We start from the raw sequence: 24,663 nt of genomic DNA on the forward strand, positions 1-24,663 counted from the left end.
ATAATACGAATTATACGTTAAAATAGGCAATATAAATCTTCAGGATTAATATAATTACTAATCCTAACAGGGTGGAGGATAAGGATGTACTTAACTACAGATTCGGAGTCACTTAAAGTCTATGAAGCGCTGGCCAGTGAGGTCAGGCTCAGAATCATTGATCTGCTGGGCACTGAAGAGATGCATATTAAAGAGCTGGCGGCAAAGCTGTATCTCAGCAGTGCCATAGTCAGCTCCCATGTCTCTAAGCTGCAGAAGGCGGGGATCGTCAGCTCACAGATGAAACGAATTGACGGCGGCACCTATAAATACTGCTCCCTGTCGGCTAACTTTCTGCAGATTAAATTGTCCGGAGCGAAGGGCATCGCCCGCAAGGTGGTAGAGGTGTCTGTTCCGGTTGGGCATTATACGGATCTGCAGGCTTCACCAACCTGCGGGATTGCCACCACAGAGAAGCTGATCGGATATTATGATGATCCGCGTTATTTTCTGGACCCGGAGCGGGTGGATGCGGGTATTCTCTGGTTCGCTAAGGGTTATGCCGAGTACAAGGTGCCCAACTATCTGTTTATGGATCAGAAGGTGCAGGAGATCGAAATTTCTATGGAGCTTGGCTCAGAGGCGCCGCATGTGAATGAGAAATGGCCTTCGGAGATCCTGTTTGCGCTGAACGGACATGATCTGGGCAAATGGACAAGTCCCGGTGATTTCGGGGTAATGCGCGGGAGGCTAACCCCCTCCTGGTGGAATCCGGATGTGAACCAGTACGGTCTGCTTAAGGTGCTGCGCGTTAACCGCAGGGGGACTTACATCGACGGGCAGCAGATTTCAGCAGTAACGCTGGATGATGTGTGCTGGCAGAAGGACCAGTGGACCTTCAGGCTGACGGCGGAAGATTCGACCCGAAGGCGGGGCGGATTAACGCTGTACGGCCGCGGCTTCGGCAATTATGAACAGGATATTGTGTTCAGGGTGTATTACGAATAACGCAGGTCTGACGTCTTCCTTGATTGAGAATTGATGTTTGCGAAACAGTCCAACGGGTAACTATAACTAAGTGTCCAAAAAACTGTTAAGCTCAAGGAGGAATTCACATGACAGATCACATTCAGAACGAAGCGGACATTCGCAATAAAGAGAACAAGGACGGCGACTCTCTTGCAGAACGTAAAAAGATGGAGAACGGCGTAGACATCGAGCCTGAGGCTGATGACTGGGTAGCCAAGCCGGCAGAGTCCGCTCATCCGGACCCGCTTCCGAAAAACTGATCTACACTGATACAGACAGGCTGTCCTAAACGGGCAGCCTGTTTTTTAGTGGCACCGGCTGTATTGAGTAATTAGAGACAGCTGTTGTATACTCAGGTCAAGTACTGTCGCTTGTCATCATATTCCAGTCCGCAGGCTGATTTCCCGGAACTCATTCAGATGAACTTGAAGGAGGCAAGAGGATGCGTAGTCGTAACGATAACGGCCGCTACAGGCAAAAACGCGGTGAGGCGTTGGCAGGCAATCTTGAGAAGAAATACGGCTCGGATGTTGGTGTGCGCAGTGAGCTCACACTGGAGGCGCTAAAGAAGCAGTACGATAATCCGTTGGCAGCACAGCTGATGAAGGAACAGCAGCAGAAGGAGTGAAGCTTAAGGTGTCCAGCATGCCAGTATTCATGCCCATATGATGTCTCAGGAGCCGTAGTCAACGGTCTGGGACATCTTTTTTTATTATCCGCATAATTACAGCGGTGTATTGACATACTAGCTCCCGATGGATCTGTATCAATAAATATACAATTCGGGAGGCCGGGCCGGTGAATCTTTTTCCGCTGCTTCCGCCGGGCGGTTATACTGCAATTGCCGCGGCGGGAGAATATATCTTTTATTTTGCAGCATACTCCTTCTTGGGCTGGATGCTCGAAGGGTCATACAACCTTTACAGCCAGGGGAGCTTCCGTAAGGAGGGCTTTCTAAAGGGGCCGGTCAAGCCGATGTATGGCTTTGCACCGCTGCTGCTGCTGGCAGCCCAAAGGCTGGAGCTTCCGCTGCCGCTGTTTCTGACGCTGGTGCTGATTATCCCTTCGCTGGTTGAGTATATCAGCGGCTGGCTGCTGATGAGCTTCTTCCATAGACAGTGGTGGGATTATTCGGACATGCCCCGCCAGCTGCACGGCCACATCTGCCTCAAGTTCTCGCTGTACTGGTGGGTGCTGGCAGCCGGGTGTATCTATATGCTGCATCCGCTGATCAGGCTGATCTATTCCTACATCGAGATTCTGTGGATACCGCTGCTTCCGCTGGTTGTACTGCTGTTCACTTCGGATTTGCTCTGGACCTGGCGGATACGCCGGCGCAGTCTAAACGGACTGGAGCCAGGTGAAGGCTGACCTTTCTGTTATAGCGCTGCCCGTATATTAAGGACCCTTCTTTGTTCATCCGGCAAAGAAGGGTCCTTTTTGGCATTTTCGGAAATACGGATTTCCGGGGTTTTCTGGAATTAATGGAGGGAACCGGGCGATCCTGTGTCAAATATAGTTAGTTTCGTAATGCCTTCTTTGATAAACTCATATAGTAGTACTGTAGAGTAAGGAGGGAGTAATAATGCCGATTTCAGAATTTTACCGCGGACTGCGCAGCAATGTAGGGACAAGTCTTCTGCTGGTGCCGTCTGTGGCTGCGGTGATCCGTAACGATGCAGGCGGAATTCTCTTCATCCGCAAAGGCGGAGAGCAGCTATGGGGTCTGCCGGCCGGAGCGGTTGAGCCAGGGGAGACACCGTCCAGAGCGCTGCGCCGCGAAGTGTTTGAAGAAACGGGATTAATGGTAACACCACTACGGATCAGCGGCGTATTCGGCGGCCAAAAGTATGCGTATGAGTACAGCAATGGTGACCGTGTTGAGTACTCCGTTACTGTATTTGAGTGTTCAATCGTCAAGGGGACGCCAAGGAGTATGGATGGAGAGTGCGAGGAGCTCAGGTTTTTCAAGGAAGGGGAGCTGCCGCAGCTTGCCATTCCCTATCCGGCTGAGCTGTTCCGGAGTCCCGCTGCTGAAGCCGGGCCGGCAATATTTGAGTAGCTTCATCTTAATTAAAAGTTAGGAGATATCAGTGTGCCAAAGATTGCTGTAAACCTCTGCCGCATCAGGATTATATACTGCTGTGCCATTATCATTACTCTTGTCTCAGGACTCTGTTCCAGAGCTTATGCGGAGTATCTGCCTGAGTTCGCAGCAGCTCATCTGGGAGACGCATTATGGGCGGCGATGGTGTATTTCGGATTCCGCCTGCTGCTCAGCCGGCGGTCACTGGCAGTCGCGCTTGCGCTAAGCCTGCTGTTCAGCTTCGGCATTGAGCTCAGCCAGCTATACCAGGCAGCATGGATTAATGAAGTGCGGGCCACGCTGCCGGGCAGGCTGATTCTGGGCAGAGGGTTCCTCTGGATCGACCTGGTGCGTTATACAGCAGGAATCTGCGCCGCCTATGTGCTGGACCGGAGCTGCATGAACAGAGCTTCAACGTGATAAATAAGCTTGATGGAGATGAGAATGCCTAATGACCATGACCAACAGCTTAATCGTCGTATGCCTGCTGACTTTGATTATTAATACGGCAGAAACGTTATCCTATTCGGTCCGTTTTGCCGGTGTGAAGCTGAACAAGATTGCCATTGCCTTATCCCTGACCGGCATTATCGTGCTGATCTCAAGAACCGCCAATATGATTCAGGCCCCGCTGACGGCCAAATTTGTAGATTACTCCAACAATGAAGATCCAAGCTTTCCGCTGGGCAATTATCTGCGGATCATTATGCTCGCTTCTACCCTGGGTACTCTGATTGCAATTGCACTGTTTCCGACCTTTGTCGGCCTGTTCAGCAGGGTGATTTCCAAGCTGGAGGTAGAGGGCTCCATTCCCAAGCTGCTCAGCAGCGTGACTGTGGAGCAGCTCAAGAACACCCGCAAGTATTTCAAGCGGCCCGGCCTGCAGCTGCCAAGCTTCCGGTATCTGGGCATCCCTAAGCGGTTCATCATTATGAATATATTCGTCACCGGATTCTATACGGTTGGGGTGCTGTCCTCCCTGTATGCCGGCCATTTGTCTCCCCAGCTGCTGGCCACCGCCTCCAACGCCTCCGGGCTGATCAACGGTCTGGCTACGATTCTGCTGACCATCTTTATTGATCCGCAGCTGGGGATTATTACCCATAAGGCAACGGAGAGTGTAGAGTACCGTGACCAGCTAGGTAAAATCTATGTTCTGTTAATGTTCTCCAGGGTGCTCGGAACCTTGCTGGGCCAGCTCGTCTTCGAGCCGGCTGCCTATTTCATCAGCTGGATGGTTCAGCTAATCTGATAAGCCCGTTATGGAAGCTTAGCTTCAGCCAGCCGGAGGGCTGCAGTGATCTTCTGCTCAAGTACATAAACCTGCTGCAGACCGGTACGGATTTCCGTCATCCTGGCACAGGAAAGCTTCATTGCGGACGCAGCAGTAACAGCGTCTCCGGCCTTGACGGCAGTCTTATAACGTTTGTCCGCTTCTGAGCGGAGCGCCTGTGCTTCGCTGATCTGCTTGTTGCCGGCAGTAATTTGCTTTCTGATGCCGGCTACAGGGGAGATCGCATCCTTGGAAGGCTTGTTCTTGGCTGCCGCAGCCGTCCTGGCTTCAGTCAGCGCAGTGTTCTTCACTTTAATCTCAGCATTCGCCGCTGCAGCAGAAGCCTTTAATTTATTGCGCTTCAGCTCGAAGGCAGTAGCGCTCTTAAGATTGCCCGCTTTGCGTGCTGCCGCAGCCTGCTTCCCCAGCGACGAGTACTGCTCCAGCAGCGCAGCATGCTTCTTCCTGGTGGCTTCAGCCTCTGATTTAAGACGGCCCAGCAGAGTCTTGTCCGTTGCCTGAAGCCTTGCATTAACGGCAGCGAGACCGGCTGTGTTCTGCTTGCGGAGCTCCTGATTGCGCTTGCTCTCAGCCTTAACTGATGCCTGCAGGCTGGTGTAGCTGCTGTACTGTTCGTTAATCTGGTCCAGCGCCTCATCCCAGTCTGAGGCTGCCGCAGCCCGCGGGGTGTTCCCGGACAAAGCTGCAAAAATGAGAAGCAGGACAGTAAAGCTGCGGATTCTGCTTATTACAGCAGGATTAATCATTTGCGTCATCTCCATTTCTCTGCATGTTATCAGCGGACGCAAAAAAGCACCCCCAAGAAAGGCATAAATGCCTGTCCTGCGAGGTGCTTCGCCCGCTCAACATGTATAATTTATACACACTATAGCTCGAATCTATTGGGAAGTCAAGGAATAATGGAACGCCAGTTCGCCAACGCATAAATGTGGAATGGAAGTGTCCAATCACAGCACAGGAGGCATATATGAATCAAATTCAGGAAGAAGCCCGTGATCAAATCGCGCTGATTACGGGAACATCCAGCGGTTTCGGGCTGCTGACGGCAGTCAGGCTGGCCGCCTTGGGATATCAGGTGGTAGCGTGTATGCGTGATCTGCAGCGTAAGGACGAGCTGCTCCGCCAGGCGGAAGCTGCCGGAGTAACAAAGAGAATTCATCTGATGACGATGGATGTTACGCGCTCAGACTCCATTGAAGCGGCCGTATCAGCCGTTACCGAGCGTTTCGGAGCCATAGATGTGCTGGTGAATAATGCAGGCTTTGCTGTCGGCGGCTTCACGGAAGAAATAAGCATGGAGGAGTGGCGGCGCCAGATGGATACGAATTTTTTCGGTCTGGTCGAGGTTACCAAGGCAGTGCTGCCTGTTATGCGGGAACAGCGGGAGGGGTGTATTATCAATGTCAGCAGCGTGAGCGGGCTGTTCGGCTTTCCCGGCTATGCGCCGTATGCCGCATCCAAATTTGCAGTGGAGGGCTTTAGCGAAAGTCTGCGCCAGGAGCTGCTGCCCTTTGGGATTAAGGTCATTCTGGTCGAGCCGGGCTCCTTCCGCACACCGATCTGGGGCAAAGGAATGGACAGCATCCGCACCAGTGCTGCTTCTCCTTACAACAAGCAGCTGGAGCAGGTGCTGCGCTACTCCCGGCGGACTGCAGAAACTGCGCCGGATCCGTCACAGGTAGCCGAGCTGATTGGAAGGCTTGTACAGAAGCGCTCTCCCAAGCTGCGCTATCCGGTGGGTAAAGGCATTCACAGCCTCATTATCGGCAAAATCCTGCTTCCCTGGAAAACGCTCGAGCGCTTTATCGCCAAATCCCTGGCGGGGATGAAGTAAGCACCGTACATCTCCCCCTATAGAGAGAAGGGTATAACTTGAATAGAAATGTTCTGTACATTGAAGATAACGAGACAATAGGCGGCTGGGTCAAGGAAGAATTGGAGCAGCGCGGATTTTCAGTCCGGTGGCTGCTTTCCGGCGAAGGCGCTGAACAAGAAGTAAAGGAGCATGAGCTTGTTATTTTGGATATTATGCTGCCCGGCCTGGACGGGTTTACTGTGGGCAGACGGTTGAAAAGAGCTGCACCTGCTGTTCCTATCTTACTTTTAACTGCGCGTACATCGATAGATGATAAGGTCGAGGGACTGCAATTTGCGGATGACTATTTAACGAAACCGTTCCATACAGAAGAACTGGTTGCAAGAATGGAAGTATTAATACGCCGCAGCGGCGGAACACCCTCCGGACGGATTTTATTAGACGGACATATTGAGGTTGATCCGCAGCTCCAGCTGATTTTCGACAAACGCACCGGTGAGGAACTGATTTTGACAGGGAAGCAGCATCAGATTTTAATGTATTTTTTACGCCATCCTAACCAGGTCTTGCCGAAAGAACAGATTTATGAAGCCGTTTGGGAAGAAGCTTATATCACAGGCGATAAAACGTTAATGGTCCATATCCGCAGGCTGCGCCAAAAGCTGGAGCGTAATCCGGATTCACCGGAAATTATTGAAACGCTGAAGGGAATCGGCTACCGGGTGAAGCTATGAAACAGGGCAGGCCGTTATTCCGCCGTTATCTGAAGATCCATTTTATGTTTATCTTTTTTCCTCCGATGGTGCTTATTATTCTATCTGCCTTTGTCGAGGTTTCTGTCAATGAAGTAACGCTGAATACGCTGAATCAATTTTACGCAGCACTGTTTGTGTTTGGTTTTATTATTGTTGCCTTTGTTCTGATATCCTGGCTGTTTTTCCTGAAGCTCCGCAAACGTCTCACCAGCTTGCAGGAGGCCATGGCCTTCTCAGCTGAACATAGCTCGTTCCCGCAGCCCGTACCTGTTCAAAGTGACCGTATGGACGAAATAGATCAGTTAGGCCGCTCTTTTAACTGGATGATTCAGCAGCTGGAGGACAGCCGCGCAAGGGAGCATGAGGAGGAGGGGTTACGCCACCGGCTTATTGCTAATTTATCGCATGATTTACGGACCCCCCTTACCATCTTGAGAGGACATATCACAAGGCTGAATCGAGAAGCCATAAGCTCAGAAGGGCAAAGCTCCTTAGCAGAGATGGACCGTACGATCACAAGAGCCGGCGAGCTGATGGATGATTTGTTTTCCTATACCCAGCTTACCTCAGGGAAGCTTCCCTTTGTGCCTGCTCCGGCAGATATCGGGCGTCTGGTAAGGGCGGCGGTTGCCGCGTGGTATCCGGTTTTTGAAGAACAGGACATTCAGATCAATGCAGATATACCTGCGGATACAACTTTTTATTGGGAAGCAGATCCTAAATGGCTGACACGGGTTCTGGATAATTTATTTCAGAATATTGTCCGGCATGCGGCAGACGGGAAATATGTAAGTGTCATGATTGATATAGAAAAAGAGGTTATTACTGTCGCGGACAAAGGGCCGGGTATGGATAACTCATCAGCCTATGAGCACGGAGCGGGAATTGGTTTATCGGCTGTGGGCTATATGCTGGAAAAAATGAGGCTGAAGGCTGAATTCACATCGGATGAATATGGCACAAGTGTAACGATTGGCAAAGCTTTACCTAAAAGTAACCAGGAATTAAACGGGCGGATACCCGGGATGTAACCTTGCTTCTTTATAATGGGAACCATAACGGAAAGGAAGTGTTATGGTTGATTACAGTAAATAGCCTGGTAAAACACCGCGGGAAGCAGGAAATCTTATCGGGCATCAGTTTTAAAGCCAGGCCGGGCAGAGTAACCGGTTTTTTAGGTCCGAACGGGGCAGGTAAAAGCTCTACACTGCGTATTCTGCTAGGACTTGACCGTGCCACTTCGGGGACTGCGCTAATTAACGGCAAGCCGTTTACAGAATTACATAATCCTCTGGCAACAGTGGGTGCCGCACTGGATGGAGCCGGAGCTCACCGGATGCGGACAGGCCGTGCACATTTAGGCTGGATTGCCCGCGCCGCAGGATTGCCACGCGCACGGGTTGAGGAGGTTCTGGAGATAACAGGCCTGACTAATGCAGCCGGCAAAAGAGTAGGGAGCTATTCCCTTGGTATGGGAAAAAGACTTGGAATGGCAGCTGCTCTGCTCGGCGATCCTGAAATACTGGTTTTAGATGAGCCTGTAAACGGGCTGGACCCGGAAGGCATCCGCTGGATCCGGACATTTCTGCGTAAGCGTGCGGAGTCTGGCAACACGGTGCTGCTATCCAGTCATTTAATGGGAGAGCTTGCCGAGACGGTCGATGATGTAGTGATTATTAAGCAAGGCCAAATTGTTGCAGACGGGACATTGGCAGAAGTAATAGGGAAACATCCTACGCTGGAGGAAGCTTATTTTGCCCTGACCACTGAATATACTGGTGAGAATGTATGAGGGCGTTTCATGCAGAGCTGTATAAATTGTTCTCCCTGCCGGGCATTTGGCTTGCCTGCTGCATCGGGGCATTTGCCCCGGCGGTCATTGCTGCGTTAGACAGTATAGCGCAAAAAGAGGATCTTATAGCAGGAGTCAGCACACGGCTGCCGGAAGCTGGTTACATCGGATTAGCCGTAGGTGTGCAGGGTGTCATTATTCTCGGTGTGCTTGCAGTCAGCAGTGAGTATTTGACCGAAAGCAGTGAATCCGGCGGAGGGCAGCAAATTGCAGCAAGCTTGACGGTTGTTTCCTCCAGACTTCATTTTTTATTGGCAAAAGCAGGCGCAGTGACATTAATCAGCATACTGCAGTGCAGTGTTGCGATTGCGGCTGTTGTACCGGCAACACATCTTATTCTGGGTGAATATGCCCCGGGGTTTGAATGGCCTAAGCTTATCGGTGCAATATGTTACTGGGCATTCACGGCTCTTTTAGCATTTGGTATAACCGTTTTAACAAAGAATGGTATAGTTCCCCTCGCTGTGCTCATAATCAACTCCTCCTTTGTATCCTTCAGCTTTCTGCTCTCCAAGGTTACAAAGCTGGCGTTATATCTGCCGGACCGGGCCGGTATTGACATGTTTATGTCTTTAAGCGAAAGCATCCTTAGTCCGTTCAGAGGCGGTTTGGTCATGTTTGCCTGGGTAGCCGTTCTTTTCGCTGCAGCAATTGTTGTAATCCGTAAGCGGGATGTTGCGTCATGAAGCTCTCCTTCAGCAGAAGGCTTCCACAGATCCTTGGTGCTGAGCTGGAAAAGCTGGCTACCTTACCCTTGATCCGCTTCCTTCTCATTGCTGCCTTCATGCTTAATTTAGCTTTGGCTGCGGCCTTTACTTCTGCCGGTCTGCAGGGGGCTGGAGGAACCCAGGCTATATTGAATACAGGGCTTGCTTCAATGGGATATCTTCAGGCCGGGTTCATTGTTCTTGGGATCCTGGCTGCCTGTTCAGAGTACACAGGCGGCGGACAGATCCGGACTACACTGACAGTGATGCCCCGGCGCGGGCTTCAATTATCCGCCAAGCTGTTGGCACTGGCCATTGTAACTCTTCCGGCAGCTTTTATCATTGCGGCATCAGGAATTCTATATTCTTTTATTATGATGAAAGACACGTCAGCAGGGATTGAAATAAATACAGTAATAAGGTCATTAACAGGTGCAGCAGGCTATCTGACGCTAACTACACTCCTCAGTGCGGCTATAAGCAGTTTATTAAGACGGAGCACACCTGCGGCGGTAATACTGCTCGGTTATTATTTCATAATCAGTCCATTAACAACGGGTATTCTGCCTGATTTCAGTAATTATTTCCCTGATAGAGCAGGTTATTATATGTATACGCCGCCTGCTTTTACCGGAGCGGATGCCCTTACACCTGTGCAAGGGACAGGCATAACCCTGTCATGGACACTGATGTTTATAGCAGCAGCTACCGCATTTTACCGTAGACGGGATGCCTGAGCTCAGGCTGTCTGTATGCCGCCGGTCAGGATGCTAATTATCCAATGATCACGCTCATTGCCAAACTTTGAAAGTTTGAATACAATGAAGATTCATGGATTTGCATAGAGAATCGAGGTGTACAATGCCGGAAACAGTGGGACTGCATATCTGCTTTGATGAGTCGGGACGGGAGATTGAGGTGCTCGATGTGACTCCTGTAGCACAGGACAAATACAGAATAGAAGAGACGCCGATTTTTAACCCGGGCATTGCGTTAGGAGATATTATCCGGGTCAAGGAGAAGCAGGGGATCTCGTATTATGTGGAGACCGTGCAAAAGTCCGTTTACCGGAGATTTGCCTGGCTGCTGAGCAGGGAAGCGGCGGCTTCAAGAGAGATATCAGCGCTGAAGCAGGCGGTTAAGGAAAATGGCGGGCGCTCTGAACAGATTTTTGGAGGCTTTCTTGTGATCCATATTCAGGATGATACTATGCTGGATGTAGAAGCTGAAATGTCACGGATCTTGGCCAAGTTTGAACTTTAATTCATAATCCAATCCGACAAACGGGGTGCCGGCATGAAAAAATTTCTGAAGCAGTGGCTGCCTAGTATTGCGCTGGGCATAGTCCTGTCCTTATTTATACGTTCTTATGTTGCCGAGGCGATGAGGGTCCCCACGGACTCCATGGTCCCGACGATCGAAGTGAATGACAGGCTGTTTGTGGAAAAAATGCTTTGGATGACTAAGCTCGGGCATGGTGACATCGTGGTGTTCCACCCGCCGGTGCCCGGCGAGGAGCAGAAGCGGTATGTGAAACGGCTGATTGGCCTTCCGGGGGACACAGTTGAAATAAAAGACGGGGCGCTGTACAGAAACGGTGAGCAAATAGCAGAGCCGTATCTTAAGGAGCCGATGAGTTATACCTTTGGACCGGTTACCGTTCCGGAGGAGCATTACTTTTTCCTTGGCGACAACCGGAATGTGAGCTATGATGCCCATCTGTGGGCCACTCCGTTTGTAGCCAAGGATCAGCTGGTCGGCAAGGTGCTTATTGATGTGAATAATATTTTTTAGTCAGCTGGAACTGGATAGTCAACAACTACAACACTTTCAATAATCCCCTCAAGCATCGCTACAAAATTCTGGTGGGCCGGATGCGGCCCGTAGGCGCGCAGGGCTTCCTGATCTGTAAAGGTCACGCGGAGCCCCAGCGTATAGCCATGTACATTCTCCGTCTCCCCGGTTACATTCACTCCCGCGGTTAACCCGCTTATTCCCGGAATCTGATCCTTCAGCCCCAAAAGCGTCTTAACCAGCTGCTGCTCCTGCTGCGGGTCAAAGCTACTGTTGAACTTGAATACAACCAAATGCTCGTACATATTTAACCTCCTGTTCATTGAACTGGGACTGATTATACCCTATCCTTTACTAAATCAACAATTTCATTAAAAAAAAGCGGCTAAAGTCGGGTTACATTAGAACTAGACCGGATATATGAATGTGACTTTAACCATATTGTTACCTGGAGAGCTTTTGGCTATCATCAAGGAATATAAGGTTTTATTATCTGCAATTTAAAGGAGTGCTGCAATTTGAAGGTTCATGTCACAGATCTCAAACCTGGTGACCGCCTCATGACTGATACTTTCAATAATGTAGGCTTGCATATATTACCGGGCGGAACAGTTGTGCAGCGTGAAGAAATCTCTCTGCTGATCAGGCACCGGGTGGATTATGTGTCCATTCAGGCCCGCGAGCTTCCGGGTAATGCGGAGCTGGCTGGTCATGGGCTGCATGCAGAATTTGATGAGGCTATTATGAATTATGAAGCGACTTTCCTGGAGGCATTGTCTCACGGATGCTTCACCCCGGCGCTTGTGGATGCCACGCTGCAGCCGCTGCTGGAGACGCTGGACAAGCAGAAGGACGTTGTTACACTCCTGCTCCTGCTTGACCGCGAAGATATTGATACGTATCAGCACTCACTCCAGGTGGGCCTGCTGTCTTATTATATTGCCGCCTGGCTCGGGCATTCCAAGGAAGAATGCTACCGGATCAGCCGTGCGGGCTATCTGCATGATATCGGCAAAAGCCAGGTATCCTTGTCCATCCTCAACAATCCCGGATTGCTGAACGCTGCGGAGGAAACTGAACTAAAGCGGCATACCGCTTACGGCTATGATATTATCCGCGGCTCAATGAAGGATGAAGCCACCGCACTGGTTGCACTGCAGCATCACGAATATGAGGATGGCTCCGGTTATCCGTCCAGTCTCCGTAAGGCTGATCTGCATCCGTACACGGAAATTGTAACAGTGGCAGATATTTATATGAAGCTGACCACCTCCAGACTGAGCCGTCCGAAGCAGGGGCTGGTGAGTGTGCTGCGTCAGGTGCATGAATGGGGCTTTGGCAGACTGAACGGCAATGTTGTGCAGGCGTTGACCGGACATCTGCTGCCGGGGTTTGTCGGAAAGACTGTGCTGCTAAGTAACGGGGAGACAGGCACAATTGTAATGAACAATGCCCTGGATATTTTTAAGCCGCTGGTCAAAATGAATGAAGAATACAGGGATTTATCGAAGGAACGGGCATTGACGGTCGATGAGGTTTTAGTTTAGACCGCCGCTGTATCACGCAGGCACCCGTTAAGCCAGCCCGGAATGCTCATTGCAGAGCTTCCGGGCTGGCTTTTATTGCTTTGCGGGCATATTTGAATTCCGGCGGCATAGTGGCTATGATTAAATGAGAACCTGCTAAACCCTTTGGCAGCAGAAAGAGGAGAAATGAAGATGAACGCTGGCAACCAGATTGAGAATTTTAAGCAGATTAAGTATGAACTGACCCGGTTTATGATGATTTACAAGTTTGCCCTCGAGGAAATAGAGACCAAGATTGAAATTCTGAAGCAGGAATTCCAGATGCTCCATGACTATAGCCCGATTGAACATACAAAGTCCCGAATCAAATCCCCGGAGAGCATTATGAACAAAATGCTGCGCAAAAATAAACCCTTTTCCCTGGATGCCGTAAGATCAAGCATCAAGGACATCGCCGGACTCCGCATCACCTGTTCCTTTATATCCGATATTTATCAGGTCAGCGAGATGCTGCAGAAGCAGGATGACCTGAAGGTGCTGCAAGTTAAGGATTATATCAAAAACCCGAAGCCAAACGGCTATCAGAGCCTTCATCTGCTGGTAGAGGTGCCCGTGTTCCTGTCAGACTGCACGGAGCTGGTATGTGTAGAGGTACAGATCCGTACGATCGCGATGGATTTCTGGGCCAGCCTTGAACATAAGATTTTCTACAAGTACAGCCAGTCTGTTCCTGAGCATTTGACCCGTGAGCTGAAGAATGCAGCGGTAAAGGCGAATGAGCTGGATCTGCAGATGGAGCGCCTGCACCGTGAGATCCAGGAAATTAAGGATGCCCAGGCGGAGGACGATGCCATTGAGTTCCAGCGGATTACAATAAATAACCAGCAGTTTAATCTGCCGGCCGGCTTTATGAAGCTGCTGGGTGAATAATCACAGCCGGACACAACGCTCATCGTATAGCATGTATTTGTAAGTGTAGCAGATGCTATCAAACCTTTAAGGAGGATATTGAATGCCGGCAGAGGCCTATATTACGGATCTTGACGGAACACTGCTCACCTCGGAACAGAAGCTTACTGACTATACGGTGCAGGTGATTACGCAAGCGCTGGATCAGGGTGCACTCATCAGCTATGCCACGGCCAGAGGGTATGTCAGTGCTGCCCGCGTGGTTACACAGATACCGTGGAGACATCCGTTGATTCTTTATAACGGAGCGCTGATCTATGACGGGATTAACGGAAGGGTGATTGACGGTTATTGGCTTGACCCCGTTATTTCCGGGGAAATCATCGCCCTTGGGCGGGAGCTGGGCGGCCTTTGCCCGTTTTATTTTTCACTTGATGAAGCGGACTGTGAGCGTGTGCTGCATGAACCGCTTGTAAGGAGCGGGGAGGTGCAGTTCTATAACAGCCGGCCGGGGGACAGGCGGTTCCGTGAAGTAGCAGCGCTGGATTGCCCGGAAGGGTACCGGACGCTGATTATCAGCTATATCGGCCTGTTTGAGGAGCTACAGCCCATCCGGCAGGCGGCGCTAGAGCGGTTCGGGGATAAGCTGCAGATTCATTTCATGAAGGACATATACATAGAGGAGCACTATTTCCTGGAATTCAGCCATCCCCGCGGCAACAAGAGTGAAGGGCTGAAATTGTGGGCACGGCATATGGGCGTTGATACCCGGAATATCACAGTGTTCGGTGACCATATCAACGACCTTGGACTCTTCACTGCAGCAGGCAGGCGAATGGCTGTGCAGAATGCCCGGCCTGAGCTCAAGGCGCTGGCCCATGAGGTGATTGCCTCCAATAACGAAGATGGTGTCGCAACGTATCTGGAACATACACTGAAAATGACAAGGGAGAGTGTATCAGGTGAGTGAACACAATGTCCGTACGGTTACAGTGAATCAGATTGGTTATCCGGTAAGCAGCAGGAAGACCGCCCTCTTTAGGGGGCAGACGCATCATTACCGTGTAGTGGAGGCACAGACCGGTACATCCGTGTTCAGCGGGGAAACATCAGCGGCAGTTAAGGACGGGAGCAGCGGTGCTGTTGTACGAGCTGGAGATTTCTCTGCGGTCACCGCTGCAGGCCGGTACCTGATCGAAGCTGAGGACGGGACGGTTTCAGCTGAGTTTGTTCTTGGAGAGCGTCCCTATGAGGAGCTGCAGAAGGGATTGTTGAAAGCCTTTTATTTCTACCGCTGTGGTGTGGAGCTGGGCGGAGAGTATGCCGGCCCCTGGGGACATGCAGCCTGCCATCTGGCTGAAGGCGCTGTTATCGGCCAGCCCGGCCTGAGGCTGGACAGCAGCGGAGGCTGGCATGACGCCGGAGACTACGGTAAATATTCGGGTCCTGGTGCCAAGGCGGTTGCCGACCTGCTGCTTGCCTTTGAATGGTATCCCGAGGCCTTTTTGGATGCGCTCACACTGCCGGAAAGTGACGGCAGAACACCGGATGTGCTGCTGGAATGCAGAGTCGAGCTGGACTGGCTGTTCAAAATGCAGGACGCCGGCAGCGGCGGTGTGTATCACAAGCTGACAACTGCGGGCTTTCCCGGGCTTGAGGTGATGCCGGAGGACGATACGGCGGAGCTGTTTTTCTCGCCGGTATCTGCAGCTGCCACCGGCGACTTTGCCGGCGTGATGGCAATGGCGGCAAGAATTTATGAGCCTTGGGATAAGGCTTACGCTGCCCGCTGTCTGGCTGCAGCGGAAGCTGCCTGGCGCTGGCTGGAGCAGCATCCCGAGGAACCGGGCTTCACCAATCCTCCGGGAATAACGACCGGAGAATACGGTGATGAAGAGAACCGCGATGAACGCTTCTGGGCAGCGGCAGAGCTGTACCGGACCACCGGCAAACCATCATATCGAGCGGCTGCTGAAGAATTGATTCCGTTACCGTTCCCCAAATACAGCCTGGGCTGGGGGGACATGGGCGGTTACGGCACGCTGGCTTATCTGCTGGCCGGTGAGGAGCGTACGGATGACACGCTGCACCGTTCACTGCTGGCGGGCCTGCTGGCTGAGGCAGACCGGCTGGCTGCGGTTAGCCAACAAGACGGCTACCGCATATCCTTGCGGGAAGAGGATTATATCTGGGGCAGCAATATGCTGGTGATGAATAATGCGATGCTGCTGCTGGCAGCAGAGCGCTTCAGCGGAGAGGCAGCCTATGCGGAATGTGCACTGGATCATCTGCATTATCTGCTAGGCCGGAATGTACTGGACATCAGCTATGTGACCGGGTACGGCGACCGTCCGGTCCGATATCCCCATCACCGCCCGTCTGTGGGAGACGGGGTGGCAGAGCCGGTTCCCGGGCTTGTGTCCGGCGGACCGGACCGCGGGCTGCATGATGAATATGTCAGGGAGCATCTGCAGGGCAAGCCTGCCGCGCAGTGCTTTGCCGATCATGAGGCAAGCTATTCCACCAATGAGGTTACGATCTACTGGAACTCACCGGCTGTTTTTGTCACAGCGCGATTTAATAGAGGGTCCCTGCAGGGATGAGCCGCTATAAAGTAGTCAGTCTGGATATGTTTCAGACGCTGGTGAATATTGAAGGCCGGAGAGAATATGTGTGGAGGCCTATCCTTAAGCAGAACTACAGTGAAGACCGGGCTTTGGAGCTGGGCAGCCTGCTGCTGCGGAGCTATTATGAAACGGCGGCAGAGGTCAGGGAAACGGGAAGCTTTTGGACCAGTAAAGAGATTTACTCCTGCGGCTTTCAGCGGGTTTTCGGGCAGCATAAGGTGGATTTTAATTACATGGAGGCTGTAGATATTCTGTTCGCACAGCATCGGCTGTCTGCATTGTATGAGGACACAGAACGGTTTATGGAACAGATATGCCGGGAATATCAGGTCTGCATTGTCAGTGATACAGATATCCTGATGCTTCCGGAGTTCTACCAGAGCTATCCGGTCACCCTGTTTACTTCTGAGCAGTACAAATCCTACAAAAACGACAGCCGTAATCTTATGTTCAATGAGGTCCTTGCCCATTACGGAGCAGCACCTGAGCAGATTATTCATATCGGTGATACACCGTCAGATGTTTTGGGGGCAGCAAGGGCAGGAATTACCTCATGCTGGCTTAACCGGACCGGAGCATCCTGGAAGCATACGGTGAAGCCGGATTATACAGTGGTTTCACTGGATGAATGCTACGGGCTCTTATAGCATGCCATTTGAGAGAGGGGCTTACATACTGCCCAGATTACCTCACTTATTCAGCGAAGCTTATGGTAAGAGACATTAAAGAGCAGGCTGCCGGCGGCTTTTGCCGGTGCCTGCTCTTTATTTATCAGCTGATAAAGATTAACGGGTACTATTCTCTGCCGGCCTGAACAATTTTGGCGGCTACCGCCGCCGGCTCTGTGTGAACGGTAGTCATATGATCCCCGCGGCCTTCGATATATCTGAACGTTCCCAGGCGGCTTGACTGACCGGGATGCCAGCCGGAGGCGCCTTGGGGTAATACGGTATCCTCGGTCAGATACAGGTAGCTTTTGGGCAGATCCAGACTATAAAATTTCTTCAGATCGAGCTTCTCGTAAGCCGGCCCGGCCGGTTCGGGAATCGCCTTTTGGTACAACGCCTGGGCCTGTTCAAGTGTCGCGGTATTCACAAACACATCGCGGAACAGCGGGAAAGGCAGCATAATTGTGTTGTTGCCCGAAGCTTGCAGCAGATTGCTGAACAGCTGCTGAACGGGAGCGGGGAACTGGTCCGCAACGCTCTGTCCGTCCGGCAGCACAAAGGCATCAAAAAAGACCAGGCGTCTGATCCGGTCCGGCACCTGCTCAGCAGTCTTCTGCACGACTGTTCCGCCGAAGCTGTGTCCCAGCAGGATGATGTCATGCAGGTCTTTTTCTTTGATAAAATCTACGACAGACTGTGTGACCTGCTGATGCGTGACCATGGTGTTCTTGCTGTCACTGCCGTGTCCGGCATATTCCGGGGTGTACACGGTATGGCCCATTTTCCGCAGCGCCGCTGCCGTTTCATCCCAGAAGGCTGCGTCTACCCATGCTCCATGGACAAGCACGAAGGTCAGGCTCTGCGCCGCCGGCTTACTCGTTTTGCCTGCTGCAACTGCTGCAGCATTAACCGGCAGGCCTGATACCAGGATCAGCAGGGCTGCTGCGAAGATCATTGTAATCCGGTTTGCTATCTGCTTCATTACGCATTTCCTCCACTTTTTGTGTACTGTAATCTTTTTGAATGATGCCCTGAAAGCAACGGAAAGATGTACCCTTCACTATCAGCTGGAAAAGAAATCTGGATGTAGATTCTCTATTCCAATCGTATATAATAAAAGCTAACATACCCGGACAATCAGGGGGTTGAGAGAAATGTCCAGACCAGCAGCAGCCAAATCCAGACCCAGACCCAGGAAGAAACTCAGCCTCACTTTGCTCCTAATGGCACTGGTGAGCCTGGTGTTTCTGTTGACTACAACGATCCTGCTGATTGGTTCGTATCAGTCCAAGAAGAAATCTCTAATAGAGACAACGCTTAATCTGAATTATACCAATGCGGAAAGAATGGGCAAAACCGTAGATTCCTTATTCCGTTCAATGCGCAGCAGCCTGCAGTTCAGCGCGGAACAGATTGCTAATCTGGAAGCCGTGTCTCCGGATAGCATCGATGCTTATCTCGATCTGACACGCAATAGCAGCAATTATTTTAATTCTATTATTCTGGTGGATGCTAACGGCACTGTGCTTAATAATTCACCGGCGGAGCTCGGGATAGTAGGGAAGCAGATTACTTCACCCCAGGTCAAGGAAGCGCTCCGCCTGAAAAATTCCTATCTCTCTGCACCCTATATTGCACCGTCTACCGGCAGAATGCTGTTTTTTATGAGTGAGCCGCTTTATAACAAGGACAAGCATTATCTCGGGCAATTGGGAGGCACAGTATATCTTCGGGATTCCAATATTCTGAATATGATTTTTGGAAACAACGTTATCGACAAGTCGGGCTCGTATTATTACATTGTCAGCGCAGAAGGGCATTTGCTGTATCATCCGGATATCGGCAGACTGAATGAGAATGTTACCGGAAACGGAGTTGTCCGTAATTTAATGGCTGGACTCAGCGGAAAAATGCAGGCTGTAAATACGCAGGGAGTATCCATGCTAGCCGGCTATTCTGCGGTTCCTTCCAACGGGTGGGGGATTGTAGTTGTCTCGCCCGCAGAAGTCATACAGCAGCAGCTGAGGGTGCATCTGAGCAAAATTGTGGCCTATACAGTCATTCCGTTTGTCGTTTTGCTGTTCTGTGTGTTTGTGCTTGCACACCGGTTAGCCAAGCCGTTCGTGGTACTTGCTGATCTGGTGAACAAGATCGGTAAGGAGAAGGTAGAGCTGCCTGAGCTTAAGCCCCATTGGAACCGCGAGGTGGATTTACTTACAACAGCTGTAGTTCTGGCATGGACAGACATCCAGAAGCAGACTGACCAGCTGACACATGATGCAATGACGGATCTCCTGACCGGACTTACCAACCGCAGGTCGCTTGATATCAGCATCAGCCAGTGGATAGCCGCCCGGGTTACGTTCTCTGTTGTTGTACTGGATGTGGATAAGTTCAAGTTCGTAAATGATACGTACGGCCATCTCGCCGGTGATGAGGTGCTGCGGCGGGTAGCCGGAATTCTTACCGAGAGCATCCGCCCGGGTGACATCTGCGCCAGGTATGGCGGTGAGGAGTTTGTGCTGCTGCTTCCGCGGACTAAGCCGGAGCAGGCATTTACAGTTGCTGAACGGATCCGCAAAACACTGGAGGTAACAGAGGTCCCGCTGCCGATGAAGGTTACATCCTCACAGGGAATTGCACATTTCCCCACACATGGGCGTACCCGGGAGGAGCTGCTGGGCTGTGCAGATGAAGCATTGTATACAGCAAAGCATAGCGGAAGGAACCGCACAGTTATATATGGTGAATAGGAATGGAGCATCTTTCAAAATGGAGAGATGCTTTTTTTTGTTGGAGCAAATTAATCGTCACCCGGGCATGGGCAAATACATATTCTACCCCAGAACGATAAAAAACTGGGCTCAAAGAGAGGAAGAAGCACAATGACTTCATACATGGATTATACCAACCCGGCTACACAATTCACGGCAGACCTGAACTGCAATCCGCTGTTTAAAAAGGATGACTGCAACTATATCAATGTGCTGGGGATCAAGCAGCTGAATACATTGGAGAACACCTCACTGCTTGATATTTTCCTCAGCAAATCCAATGTGGTCGAACCGCACTATCATCAAAATGCCGCAGAGCTTGTATATTGTATCTCTGGTGCAGCAGTGGTTTCACTGATCAACCCGTTCACTAACGAGCTGCTGCATTTCCCGATTACCCCGGGGCAGGTGGCGAATGTGCCGCAGGGCTGGTGGCATTATGAGATTGCTACCATGGACTGTACGCATCTGCTGGCTATTTTTAACGCGCCTACGCCTGAAGTGATTCTGGGGTCGGATATCTTAAGCAAAACACCTGCCAATGTGCTGGCACATACTTACTGCCTGAATGAGGCCATGGTAAAAGAAACACTGGCTCCGGTGAAGCCGCAGACCTTCATCGGCCCGCCTGCTGACTGCTGTGAGCCGCAAAAGGCGGCAGCTGAAAATATTCAGGCTGCCGTTAACATGGCTCCTAACATGGCTCCTAGCATGGCTACTAGCATGGCCCCGAACATGGCCCCGAATATGGCTCCGGTAATGGCATCAGCCAATATGCCTTATTATATGCCTCAGCCGGCTGTTCAGGGCTTCGGCTACCAGCCTATGAATACCATGGCCTGCTATGCCCAGCCTTATGTGCAGCAGCCGTACCGCCAGCTGCCTTACCCGCCGGCTTACTCCAATGCCGGTACAGATAACGAATAGCAGCTGCATAAAAAAGCCTCCCGAGTTAGTAGAGAACCGGGAGGCTTGCTGCTAGGACAGGCGGACAAGCACCCGGCCTCTTGTGTTTGACTTTAGGATATCCTGCAGGGCCGCCGGCAGCTCATTCAATGTGATCTCACGGTCTATCAGCAGCTCCAGATTGTCCGGCTTCAGGTCACCAGCCATCCGCTCCCAGATGAGCTGACGCTTGCCGGCAGGGCAGGCGACAGAATCAATGCCCAGCAGGCTTACACCGCGCAGGATGAACGGTAGCACGGTTGCAGGAACAGCAGTGCCGGCAGTTAAGCCGCTTGCAGCTACCGCGCCGCCGTAAGCGATCTTGCTCAGCACAGCTGCAAGCGGACTGCCGCCGACGGAATCTACAGCAGCCTGCCAAAGCTGCTTGTCAAGCGGCTTCAGAGCTTCGCTGCCTACCTCTTCACGGGAGATTACACTAGCTGCGCCCAACTGCTGCAGATAACCGGCCTCACCGGCTTTTCCCGTGCTCGCTGTCACCTGATAACCCAGCTTGGCCAGCATGGCGACGGCCGTCCCGCCGACACCGCCGGTAGCCCCGGTTACCAGCACATTCCCTTTATCCGGCGCTATCCCGTGGGCCTCAAGCGCCTGAATGGACATCGCGGCAGTGAAGCCGGCTGTCCCGTAGATCATCGCTTCCCGAAGGGTCAGCCCGCCGGGGAGGGGAAGGACCCAATCAGCAGGAATGCGGGCATATTCACTGAATCCGCCATAATGGGATACGCCGATACCATAGCTGGTGGCAATGACCGGCTGGCCCGGCTGAAAGCGGCTGTCCTCCGAGGAAACGACCGTTCCGGACAGGTCAATGCCGGGAATGAACGGGTATTGGCGCACAATATTGCCGTTCGGGATACCCGCCAGCCCGTCTTTATAATTGACACTGGAGTAAGCAACCTTGATCAGTACCTCACCGGCAGGCAGCTGATCCATTCCAATCTGCTGGACCTCCACTGAGAAGGTATCTCTTTTCTCAACAACCAAAGCTTGAAACGTCTCTGACATGTTATATTCGCTCCTTATCCGCAATCTTTAAGCAGGTCTGTCATCTATAATTTATTCTGACCGGTCAACTTTTTTTGTTGCTATGATATAATATACAGTAAATTAAGCGGACAATCACGCTAAACAGCGGAGGTCGTATGGTAAAGTACAAGAAATCCGAAGAAAAACGCAAGCAGATTCTTTCTGCCGCCTTCCGGGCACTGTCCGAGCACGGCTATGATGCGGTCACCCTGCAGACGATTGCAGATTACGCTGAGGTCAGCAAGGGAGTGGTCCACTATTATTTCACGAGCAAGGAAGCCGTGCTGGTGGAGCTGCTGGAATGGCTGACCGGCAAAATATCTGCGAGGGAAAGGGCGGCTGTAGCGGAGCAGCATACGGCAGAAGGCAAGCTTCATGCATATATTGATTCTGCGTTCGCCGGTCCGGCGCAGAACCGTTCCTTTTACCGTGTGTATCTGGATTTTCTGTCCAGGGCAAGCCGCAGCCCGGTCTACCGGGAGATTAACCAGCGGTTTTATGACAGCTGTGCCAGCATTAGTACAGAGGTGCTGCAGTTGGGGCAGCAGGAAGGGATTTACGACAAGCAGCTTACTCCGCAAGCCACTGCACCGGTGATCCGGGCCATTATTGACGGCTGCCTGATCCAGTGGCTGATGGCCGATCAGGATGAGCTGCATGCCCATTTTAAGGATTCTTGCTATACGGCAGTGGGAAGAGTACTTGGCGTGTAGCTGATGGTTACATTTTTGCAGAAACTAATCGCTTGTAGTATGTTAAATTATGGATAGTTAAGACGTTCAGGAGGTACAGATGAAGCGCAGAATTCATATTATGGGGGCTTCCGGATCAGGAACCAGCACGCTCGGGCAGGCGCTTGCCTGCAGGCTTCCGCATGTGCATCTGGACAGTGACGACTACTTCTGGGAGCACAAGTTCACGAAGCAGCGTGAGATCACGGAGCGTCTCGGCAGAATAAGACAGGATCTGGAGCAGCCGGGACCCTGGATTCTGTCTGGTGCGGTGTGCGGCTGGGGCGACGGGCTGCGCCCTTATTTTGACCTGGTAATCTTCCTGCGGATCCCGCCTGAGCTCAGGCTGGAGCGGCTGAAGGCCAGGGAATATGAACGTTACGGGACGGAGAGCCTGCCGGGCGGGAGCAGGTATGCTGACGTGCAGGCTTTTCTGGAATGGGCGAGCCTGTATGACACGGCAGGGCCGGAGGTGCGGAGCCTGAAGCTGCATGAGGCGTGGATGCTGGAGCTGGACTGTCCTGTTCTGCGGCTGGAGGGAGACTTGTCAGTTAAGGAGCGTGTGGAGGCTGTATTAGGCTACTTATCCTATGGAAAAGAGGGCTGAGGCTATGAGACGGACTGCGGCAGTACGAAGCTTTTGGCTGATCGGGCTTATTGCGGGGCTGGCGCTCCTGACTGCCTGCAACAGCGGCACACTTCATCATACGTATACATTTTCCGGTGAGGGAGAACACTGGTCGGCCATCTACAGCGAGACGGTTACGGAGAAGCCGATTATTTCAGAAGGAAAAGCAGCGTATTACCAGCCTTCAAGCGATTATAACTTTCAGCTGGCCTATAAAGGGGAAGCCAAAGACCTTAAACAGATCAAGCAATTTACATATGGATTTGAGGCGCTCGGCCACGGCTCAAGCCAGTCGATGGAGGGCCCGGTAAGAATGGAGTCCTTGCATATGCACGGCTCAAGCAGCGGCTCGCTGAATCGCGGACAGGCGCCGGTCAAGGTGAAGGTTGAGTGGGACGGACATCAGGAGCAGTTTGAGCTGCAGCTGGACGGGGAGGAGGCGGAGTGAGGATCGGGCTGGTCAGGCATTTCAAGGTGGAGCATCCGCGGCTGCGCGGGTGGGTTACCGGAGAGCAGTTCAACCGCTGGGTTGCTGAATATGATGAAGCGCGGATTCTGCCGGAAGCTTGTGCCGATTACGGGGAGGGCTGGGGTTACTGCATAAGCAGTGATCTCTCTAGAGCTGCAGATACGGCCCGTCACATTTTTACCGGTGAAATTAAGTACAGCCCGCAGCTTAGAGAAATTGGTGTGACGGCGGCTTCGGGAAGCTTGCGGGGCTTCAAGCTGCCTTCCGTCTGCTGGCTGGTGCTAGGACGCTTGCTGTGGCTGTCAGGTCATGCCTCACAGCCTGAGAGCAGGCAGGCAACCTCACGGCGTATCAAGGCTATGCTGGATCACATAGAGGCAAGGCCGGAGCAGACAGACGTACTGCTTGTTACACATGGACTGCTGATGAAACAGCTTGAGCTTGAGCTGCGGCGCAGAAAGTATACAGGCGGGCGGATGAGCCACCCCCGAAATGGACAGCTTTATGTATATGAGAAATAAATATTGCTTCGTAAGGAGAGTTGTACATAGCTATGGTAACGATCAGAGAAATTGAGGCAGATTCACTAACGGAATTAATTGAGCTATACCGGGAGCTGACCGGTGAGCCGACCGATCCTGCCAGGCTCGCGGAGGCTTTTGCCTCCATTAAGGCAGACAGCAGATACATCCTGTTGGGCGCTTATGTGGACGGGGAGCTGATGGGCTCGCTGATGGGCATCCTCTGCCAGGATCTGGTCGGGGACTGCCGGCCGTTTATGGTCATTGAAAATGTCGTCGTCTCCGCCCGCGCCCGCCGCCAGGGTCTCGCCAGGCAGCTGATGACCGCAATTGAAAAGCTCGCCCATGAGCGTAATTGCTGCTACATCATTCTTGTCTCCGGGGAAAAGCGCAAGGAAGCCCACGTCTTCTATGAGAAGATGGGCTACCGGGTGGAGAAGGTGGAGGGTTACCGCAAGCATCTGAGCTCGCATTGAGCCGGTATGCGGAGAGAGATAGTCCCCGTG

General features: G+C 51.9%; 30 protein-coding genes and 1 pseudogene. 27 read left to right on the forward strand and 4 right to left on the reverse strand.

All coding sequences use genetic code 11. The features are described from left to right. Window positions 1-84 precede the first annotated feature (84 nt). The 7 genes from R70723_RS12275 (at window position 85) to R70723_RS12300 (ending at window position 4,346) form a co-directional block, all read left to right on the forward strand. The gene (locus R70723_RS12275) at window positions 85-987 is read left to right on the forward strand and encodes an ArsR/SmtB family transcription factor (protein ID WP_039872336.1); all 903 of its coding nucleotides are present in this window, start codon (window positions 85-87) and stop codon (window positions 985-987) included. Between the two features lie 107 nt (window positions 988-1,094). After that, on the forward strand, window positions 1,095-1,268 hold the full coding sequence (locus R70723_RS33740) for a hypothetical protein (RefSeq protein WP_167336689.1): 174 nt from the start codon (window positions 1,095-1,097) through the stop codon (window positions 1,266-1,268). A 182-nt stretch (window positions 1,269-1,450) separates the two neighbouring features. Further along, complete coding sequence (locus R70723_RS12280; protein WP_039872337.1) at window positions 1,451-1,636, forward strand: hypothetical protein; 186 nt, start codon at window positions 1,451-1,453, stop codon at window positions 1,634-1,636. A 170-nt stretch (window positions 1,637-1,806) separates the two neighbouring features. Next, window positions 1,807-2,379 carry a putative ABC transporter permease gene (locus R70723_RS12285; RefSeq protein WP_231574873.1) on the forward strand — a complete coding sequence of 191 codons (573 nt, stop codon included), beginning with the start codon at window positions 1,807-1,809 and terminating at the stop codon, window positions 2,377-2,379. Window positions 2,380-2,593: 214 nt separating this feature from the next. After that, window positions 2,594-3,070 carry an NUDIX domain-containing protein gene (locus R70723_RS12290; RefSeq protein WP_039872338.1) on the forward strand — a complete coding sequence of 159 codons (477 nt, stop codon included), beginning with the start codon at window positions 2,594-2,596 and terminating at the stop codon, window positions 3,068-3,070. A 33-nt stretch (window positions 3,071-3,103) separates the two neighbouring features. Continuing rightward, window positions 3,104-3,514, forward strand: coding sequence for a ribosomal maturation YjgA family protein (locus tag R70723_RS12295; protein ID WP_231574874.1), 411 nt, complete (start codon window positions 3,104-3,106; stop codon window positions 3,512-3,514). 37 nt (window positions 3,515-3,551) lie between these two features. After that, window positions 3,552-4,346, forward strand: coding sequence for a lipid II flippase Amj family protein (locus R70723_RS12300; RefSeq protein WP_039878653.1), 795 nt, complete (start codon window positions 3,552-3,554; stop codon window positions 4,344-4,346). Between the two features lie 8 nt (window positions 4,347-4,354). Here R70723_RS12300 and R70723_RS12305 read toward each other — a convergent pair whose 3' ends face one another. Then, on the reverse strand, window positions 4,355-5,134 hold the full coding sequence (locus tag R70723_RS12305) for a hypothetical protein (RefSeq protein ID WP_052421288.1): 780 nt from the start codon (window positions 5,132-5,134) through the stop codon (window positions 4,355-4,357). Between the two features lie 221 nt (window positions 5,135-5,355). Here R70723_RS12305 and R70723_RS12310 point away from each other — a divergent pair, with 221 nt between their 5' ends. From R70723_RS12310 to lepB, 8 genes are all read left to right on the forward strand, one after another. Next, a complete protein-coding gene (locus R70723_RS12310) occupies window positions 5,356-6,222 on the forward strand; it encodes an SDR family oxidoreductase (protein WP_047171111.1) in 867 nt (288 codons plus the stop codon). A gap of 38 nt (window positions 6,223-6,260) precedes the next feature. Continuing rightward, window positions 6,261-6,938 carry a response regulator transcription factor gene (locus tag R70723_RS12315; RefSeq protein ID WP_039872339.1) on the forward strand — a complete coding sequence of 226 codons (678 nt, stop codon included), beginning with the start codon at window positions 6,261-6,263 and terminating at the stop codon, window positions 6,936-6,938. Continuing rightward, entirely contained in the window at window positions 6,935-7,990 is a 1,056-nt protein-coding gene (locus tag R70723_RS12320; RefSeq protein WP_047171112.1) for a sensor histidine kinase, read from the forward strand. The genes R70723_RS12315 and R70723_RS12320 overlap by 4 nt, the downstream gene beginning before the upstream one ends. Window positions 7,991-8,037: 47 nt before the next feature. Further along, window positions 8,038-8,751, forward strand: coding sequence for an ABC transporter ATP-binding protein (locus R70723_RS12325; protein ID WP_039872342.1), 714 nt, complete (start codon window positions 8,038-8,040; stop codon window positions 8,749-8,751). After that, complete coding sequence (locus R70723_RS12330; protein ID WP_039872343.1) at window positions 8,748-9,497, forward strand: ABC transporter permease; 750 nt, start codon at window positions 8,748-8,750, stop codon at window positions 9,495-9,497. The genes R70723_RS12325 and R70723_RS12330 overlap by 4 nt, the downstream gene beginning before the upstream one ends. Then, window positions 9,494-10,255, forward strand: coding sequence for an ABC transporter permease (locus tag R70723_RS12335; protein ID WP_039872345.1), 762 nt, complete (start codon window positions 9,494-9,496; stop codon window positions 10,253-10,255). The genes R70723_RS12330 and R70723_RS12335 overlap by 4 nt, the downstream gene beginning before the upstream one ends. A 124-nt stretch (window positions 10,256-10,379) precedes the next feature. After that, entirely contained in the window at window positions 10,380-10,781 is a 402-nt protein-coding gene (locus tag R70723_RS12340; RefSeq protein ID WP_039872346.1) for a DUF4265 domain-containing protein, read from the forward strand. Between the two features lie 33 nt (window positions 10,782-10,814). After that, window positions 10,815-11,312, forward strand: coding sequence for a signal peptidase I (gene lepB / locus R70723_RS12345; RefSeq protein ID WP_039872348.1), 498 nt, complete (start codon window positions 10,815-10,817; stop codon window positions 11,310-11,312). On the opposite strand, the gene R70723_RS12350 is transcribed toward lepB, so the two are convergent. Next, window positions 11,309-11,617, reverse strand: coding sequence for a Dabb family protein (locus R70723_RS12350; protein ID WP_039872350.1), 309 nt, complete (start codon window positions 11,615-11,617; stop codon window positions 11,309-11,311). The two genes, lepB and R70723_RS12350, sit on opposite strands and share 4 nt — an antisense overlap. Before the next feature lie 213 nt (window positions 11,618-11,830). Here R70723_RS12350 and R70723_RS12355 point away from each other — a divergent pair, with 213 nt between their 5' ends. The 5 genes from R70723_RS12355 to R70723_RS32050 all read left to right on the forward strand — a co-directional run bounded on the left by R70723_RS12355 (window position 11,831) and on the right by R70723_RS32050 (window position 17,021). After that, window positions 11,831-12,859 carry an HD-GYP domain-containing protein gene (locus R70723_RS12355; RefSeq protein ID WP_039872352.1) on the forward strand — a complete coding sequence of 343 codons (1,029 nt, stop codon included), beginning with the start codon at window positions 11,831-11,833 and terminating at the stop codon, window positions 12,857-12,859. A gap of 171 nt (window positions 12,860-13,030) precedes the next feature. Further along, a complete protein-coding gene (locus R70723_RS12360; RefSeq protein ID WP_039872354.1) occupies window positions 13,031-13,768 on the forward strand; it encodes a GTP pyrophosphokinase in 738 nt (245 codons plus the stop codon). An 82-nt stretch (window positions 13,769-13,850) separates the two neighbouring features. Then, on the forward strand, window positions 13,851-14,717 hold the full coding sequence (locus R70723_RS12365) for an HAD hydrolase family protein (protein WP_039872357.1): 867 nt from the start codon (window positions 13,851-13,853) through the stop codon (window positions 14,715-14,717). Further along, entirely contained in the window at window positions 14,710-16,350 is a 1,641-nt protein-coding gene (locus R70723_RS12370; protein WP_039872359.1) for a glycoside hydrolase family 9 protein, read from the forward strand. The genes R70723_RS12365 and R70723_RS12370 overlap by 8 nt, the downstream gene beginning before the upstream one ends. Continuing rightward, the gene (locus R70723_RS32050; protein ID WP_052421290.1) at window positions 16,347-17,021 is read left to right on the forward strand and encodes an HAD family hydrolase; all 675 of its coding nucleotides are present in this window, start codon (window positions 16,347-16,349) and stop codon (window positions 17,019-17,021) included. The genes R70723_RS12370 and R70723_RS32050 overlap by 4 nt, the downstream gene beginning before the upstream one ends. 148 nt (window positions 17,022-17,169) lie before the next feature. On the opposite strand, the gene R70723_RS12380 is transcribed toward R70723_RS32050, so the two are convergent. Beyond that, window positions 17,170-18,024 carry an alpha/beta hydrolase gene (locus R70723_RS12380; RefSeq protein WP_039872360.1) on the reverse strand — a complete coding sequence of 285 codons (855 nt, stop codon included), beginning with the start codon at window positions 18,022-18,024 and terminating at the stop codon, window positions 17,170-17,172. A 172-nt stretch (window positions 18,025-18,196) separates the two neighbouring features. On the opposite strand from R70723_RS12380, the gene R70723_RS12385 reads away from it, so the two are divergent. Further along, window positions 18,197-19,795 (forward strand): sensor domain-containing diguanylate cyclase, encoded by a 1,599-nt coding sequence (locus tag R70723_RS12385; RefSeq protein WP_039872362.1) that lies wholly within the window; start codon window positions 18,197-18,199, stop codon window positions 19,793-19,795. A gap of 132 nt (window positions 19,796-19,927) precedes the next feature. Beyond that, window positions 19,928-20,455 (forward strand): annotated as a pseudogene (locus R70723_RS34385) (cupin domain-containing protein); the annotation flags it as partial. A gap of 339 nt (window positions 20,456-20,794) precedes the next feature. Here the strand turns inward: R70723_RS34385 and R70723_RS12395 are convergent. Beyond that, window positions 20,795-21,787, reverse strand: coding sequence for an acrylyl-CoA reductase family protein (locus R70723_RS12395; RefSeq protein WP_039872365.1), 993 nt, complete (start codon window positions 21,785-21,787; stop codon window positions 20,795-20,797). A 137-nt stretch (window positions 21,788-21,924) separates the two neighbouring features. Here R70723_RS12395 and R70723_RS12400 point away from each other — a divergent pair, with 137 nt between their 5' ends. The 5 genes from R70723_RS12400 to R70723_RS12420 all read left to right on the forward strand — a co-directional run bounded on the left by R70723_RS12400 (window position 21,925) and on the right by R70723_RS12420 (window position 24,633). Then, window positions 21,925-22,521 (forward strand): TetR/AcrR family transcriptional regulator, encoded by a 597-nt coding sequence (locus tag R70723_RS12400; RefSeq protein WP_039872369.1) that lies wholly within the window; start codon window positions 21,925-21,927, stop codon window positions 22,519-22,521. 79 nt (window positions 22,522-22,600) lie between these two features. Next, the gene (locus R70723_RS12405) at window positions 22,601-23,146 is read left to right on the forward strand and encodes an ATP-binding protein (RefSeq protein WP_039872372.1); all 546 of its coding nucleotides are present in this window, start codon (window positions 22,601-22,603) and stop codon (window positions 23,144-23,146) included. A 4-nt stretch (window positions 23,147-23,150) separates the two neighbouring features. After that, window positions 23,151-23,615 carry a hypothetical protein gene (locus tag R70723_RS12410; protein ID WP_039872375.1) on the forward strand — a complete coding sequence of 155 codons (465 nt, stop codon included), beginning with the start codon at window positions 23,151-23,153 and terminating at the stop codon, window positions 23,613-23,615. Continuing rightward, window positions 23,612-24,157, forward strand: a complete 546-nt coding sequence (locus R70723_RS12415; protein ID WP_039872376.1) for a histidine phosphatase family protein — start codon at window positions 23,612-23,614, stop codon at window positions 24,155-24,157. The genes R70723_RS12410 and R70723_RS12415 overlap by 4 nt, the downstream gene beginning before the upstream one ends. 32 nt (window positions 24,158-24,189) lie before the next feature. After that, a complete protein-coding gene (locus R70723_RS12420) occupies window positions 24,190-24,633 on the forward strand; it encodes a GNAT family N-acetyltransferase (RefSeq protein ID WP_039872378.1) in 444 nt (147 codons plus the stop codon). Window positions 24,634-24,663: the final 30 nt, after the last annotated feature.

Origin of the sequence: Paenibacillus sp. FSL R7-0273, assembly GCF_000758625.1 — a bacterium.
Lineage (GTDB): Bacteria > Bacillota > Bacilli > Paenibacillales > Paenibacillaceae > Paenibacillus_AQ.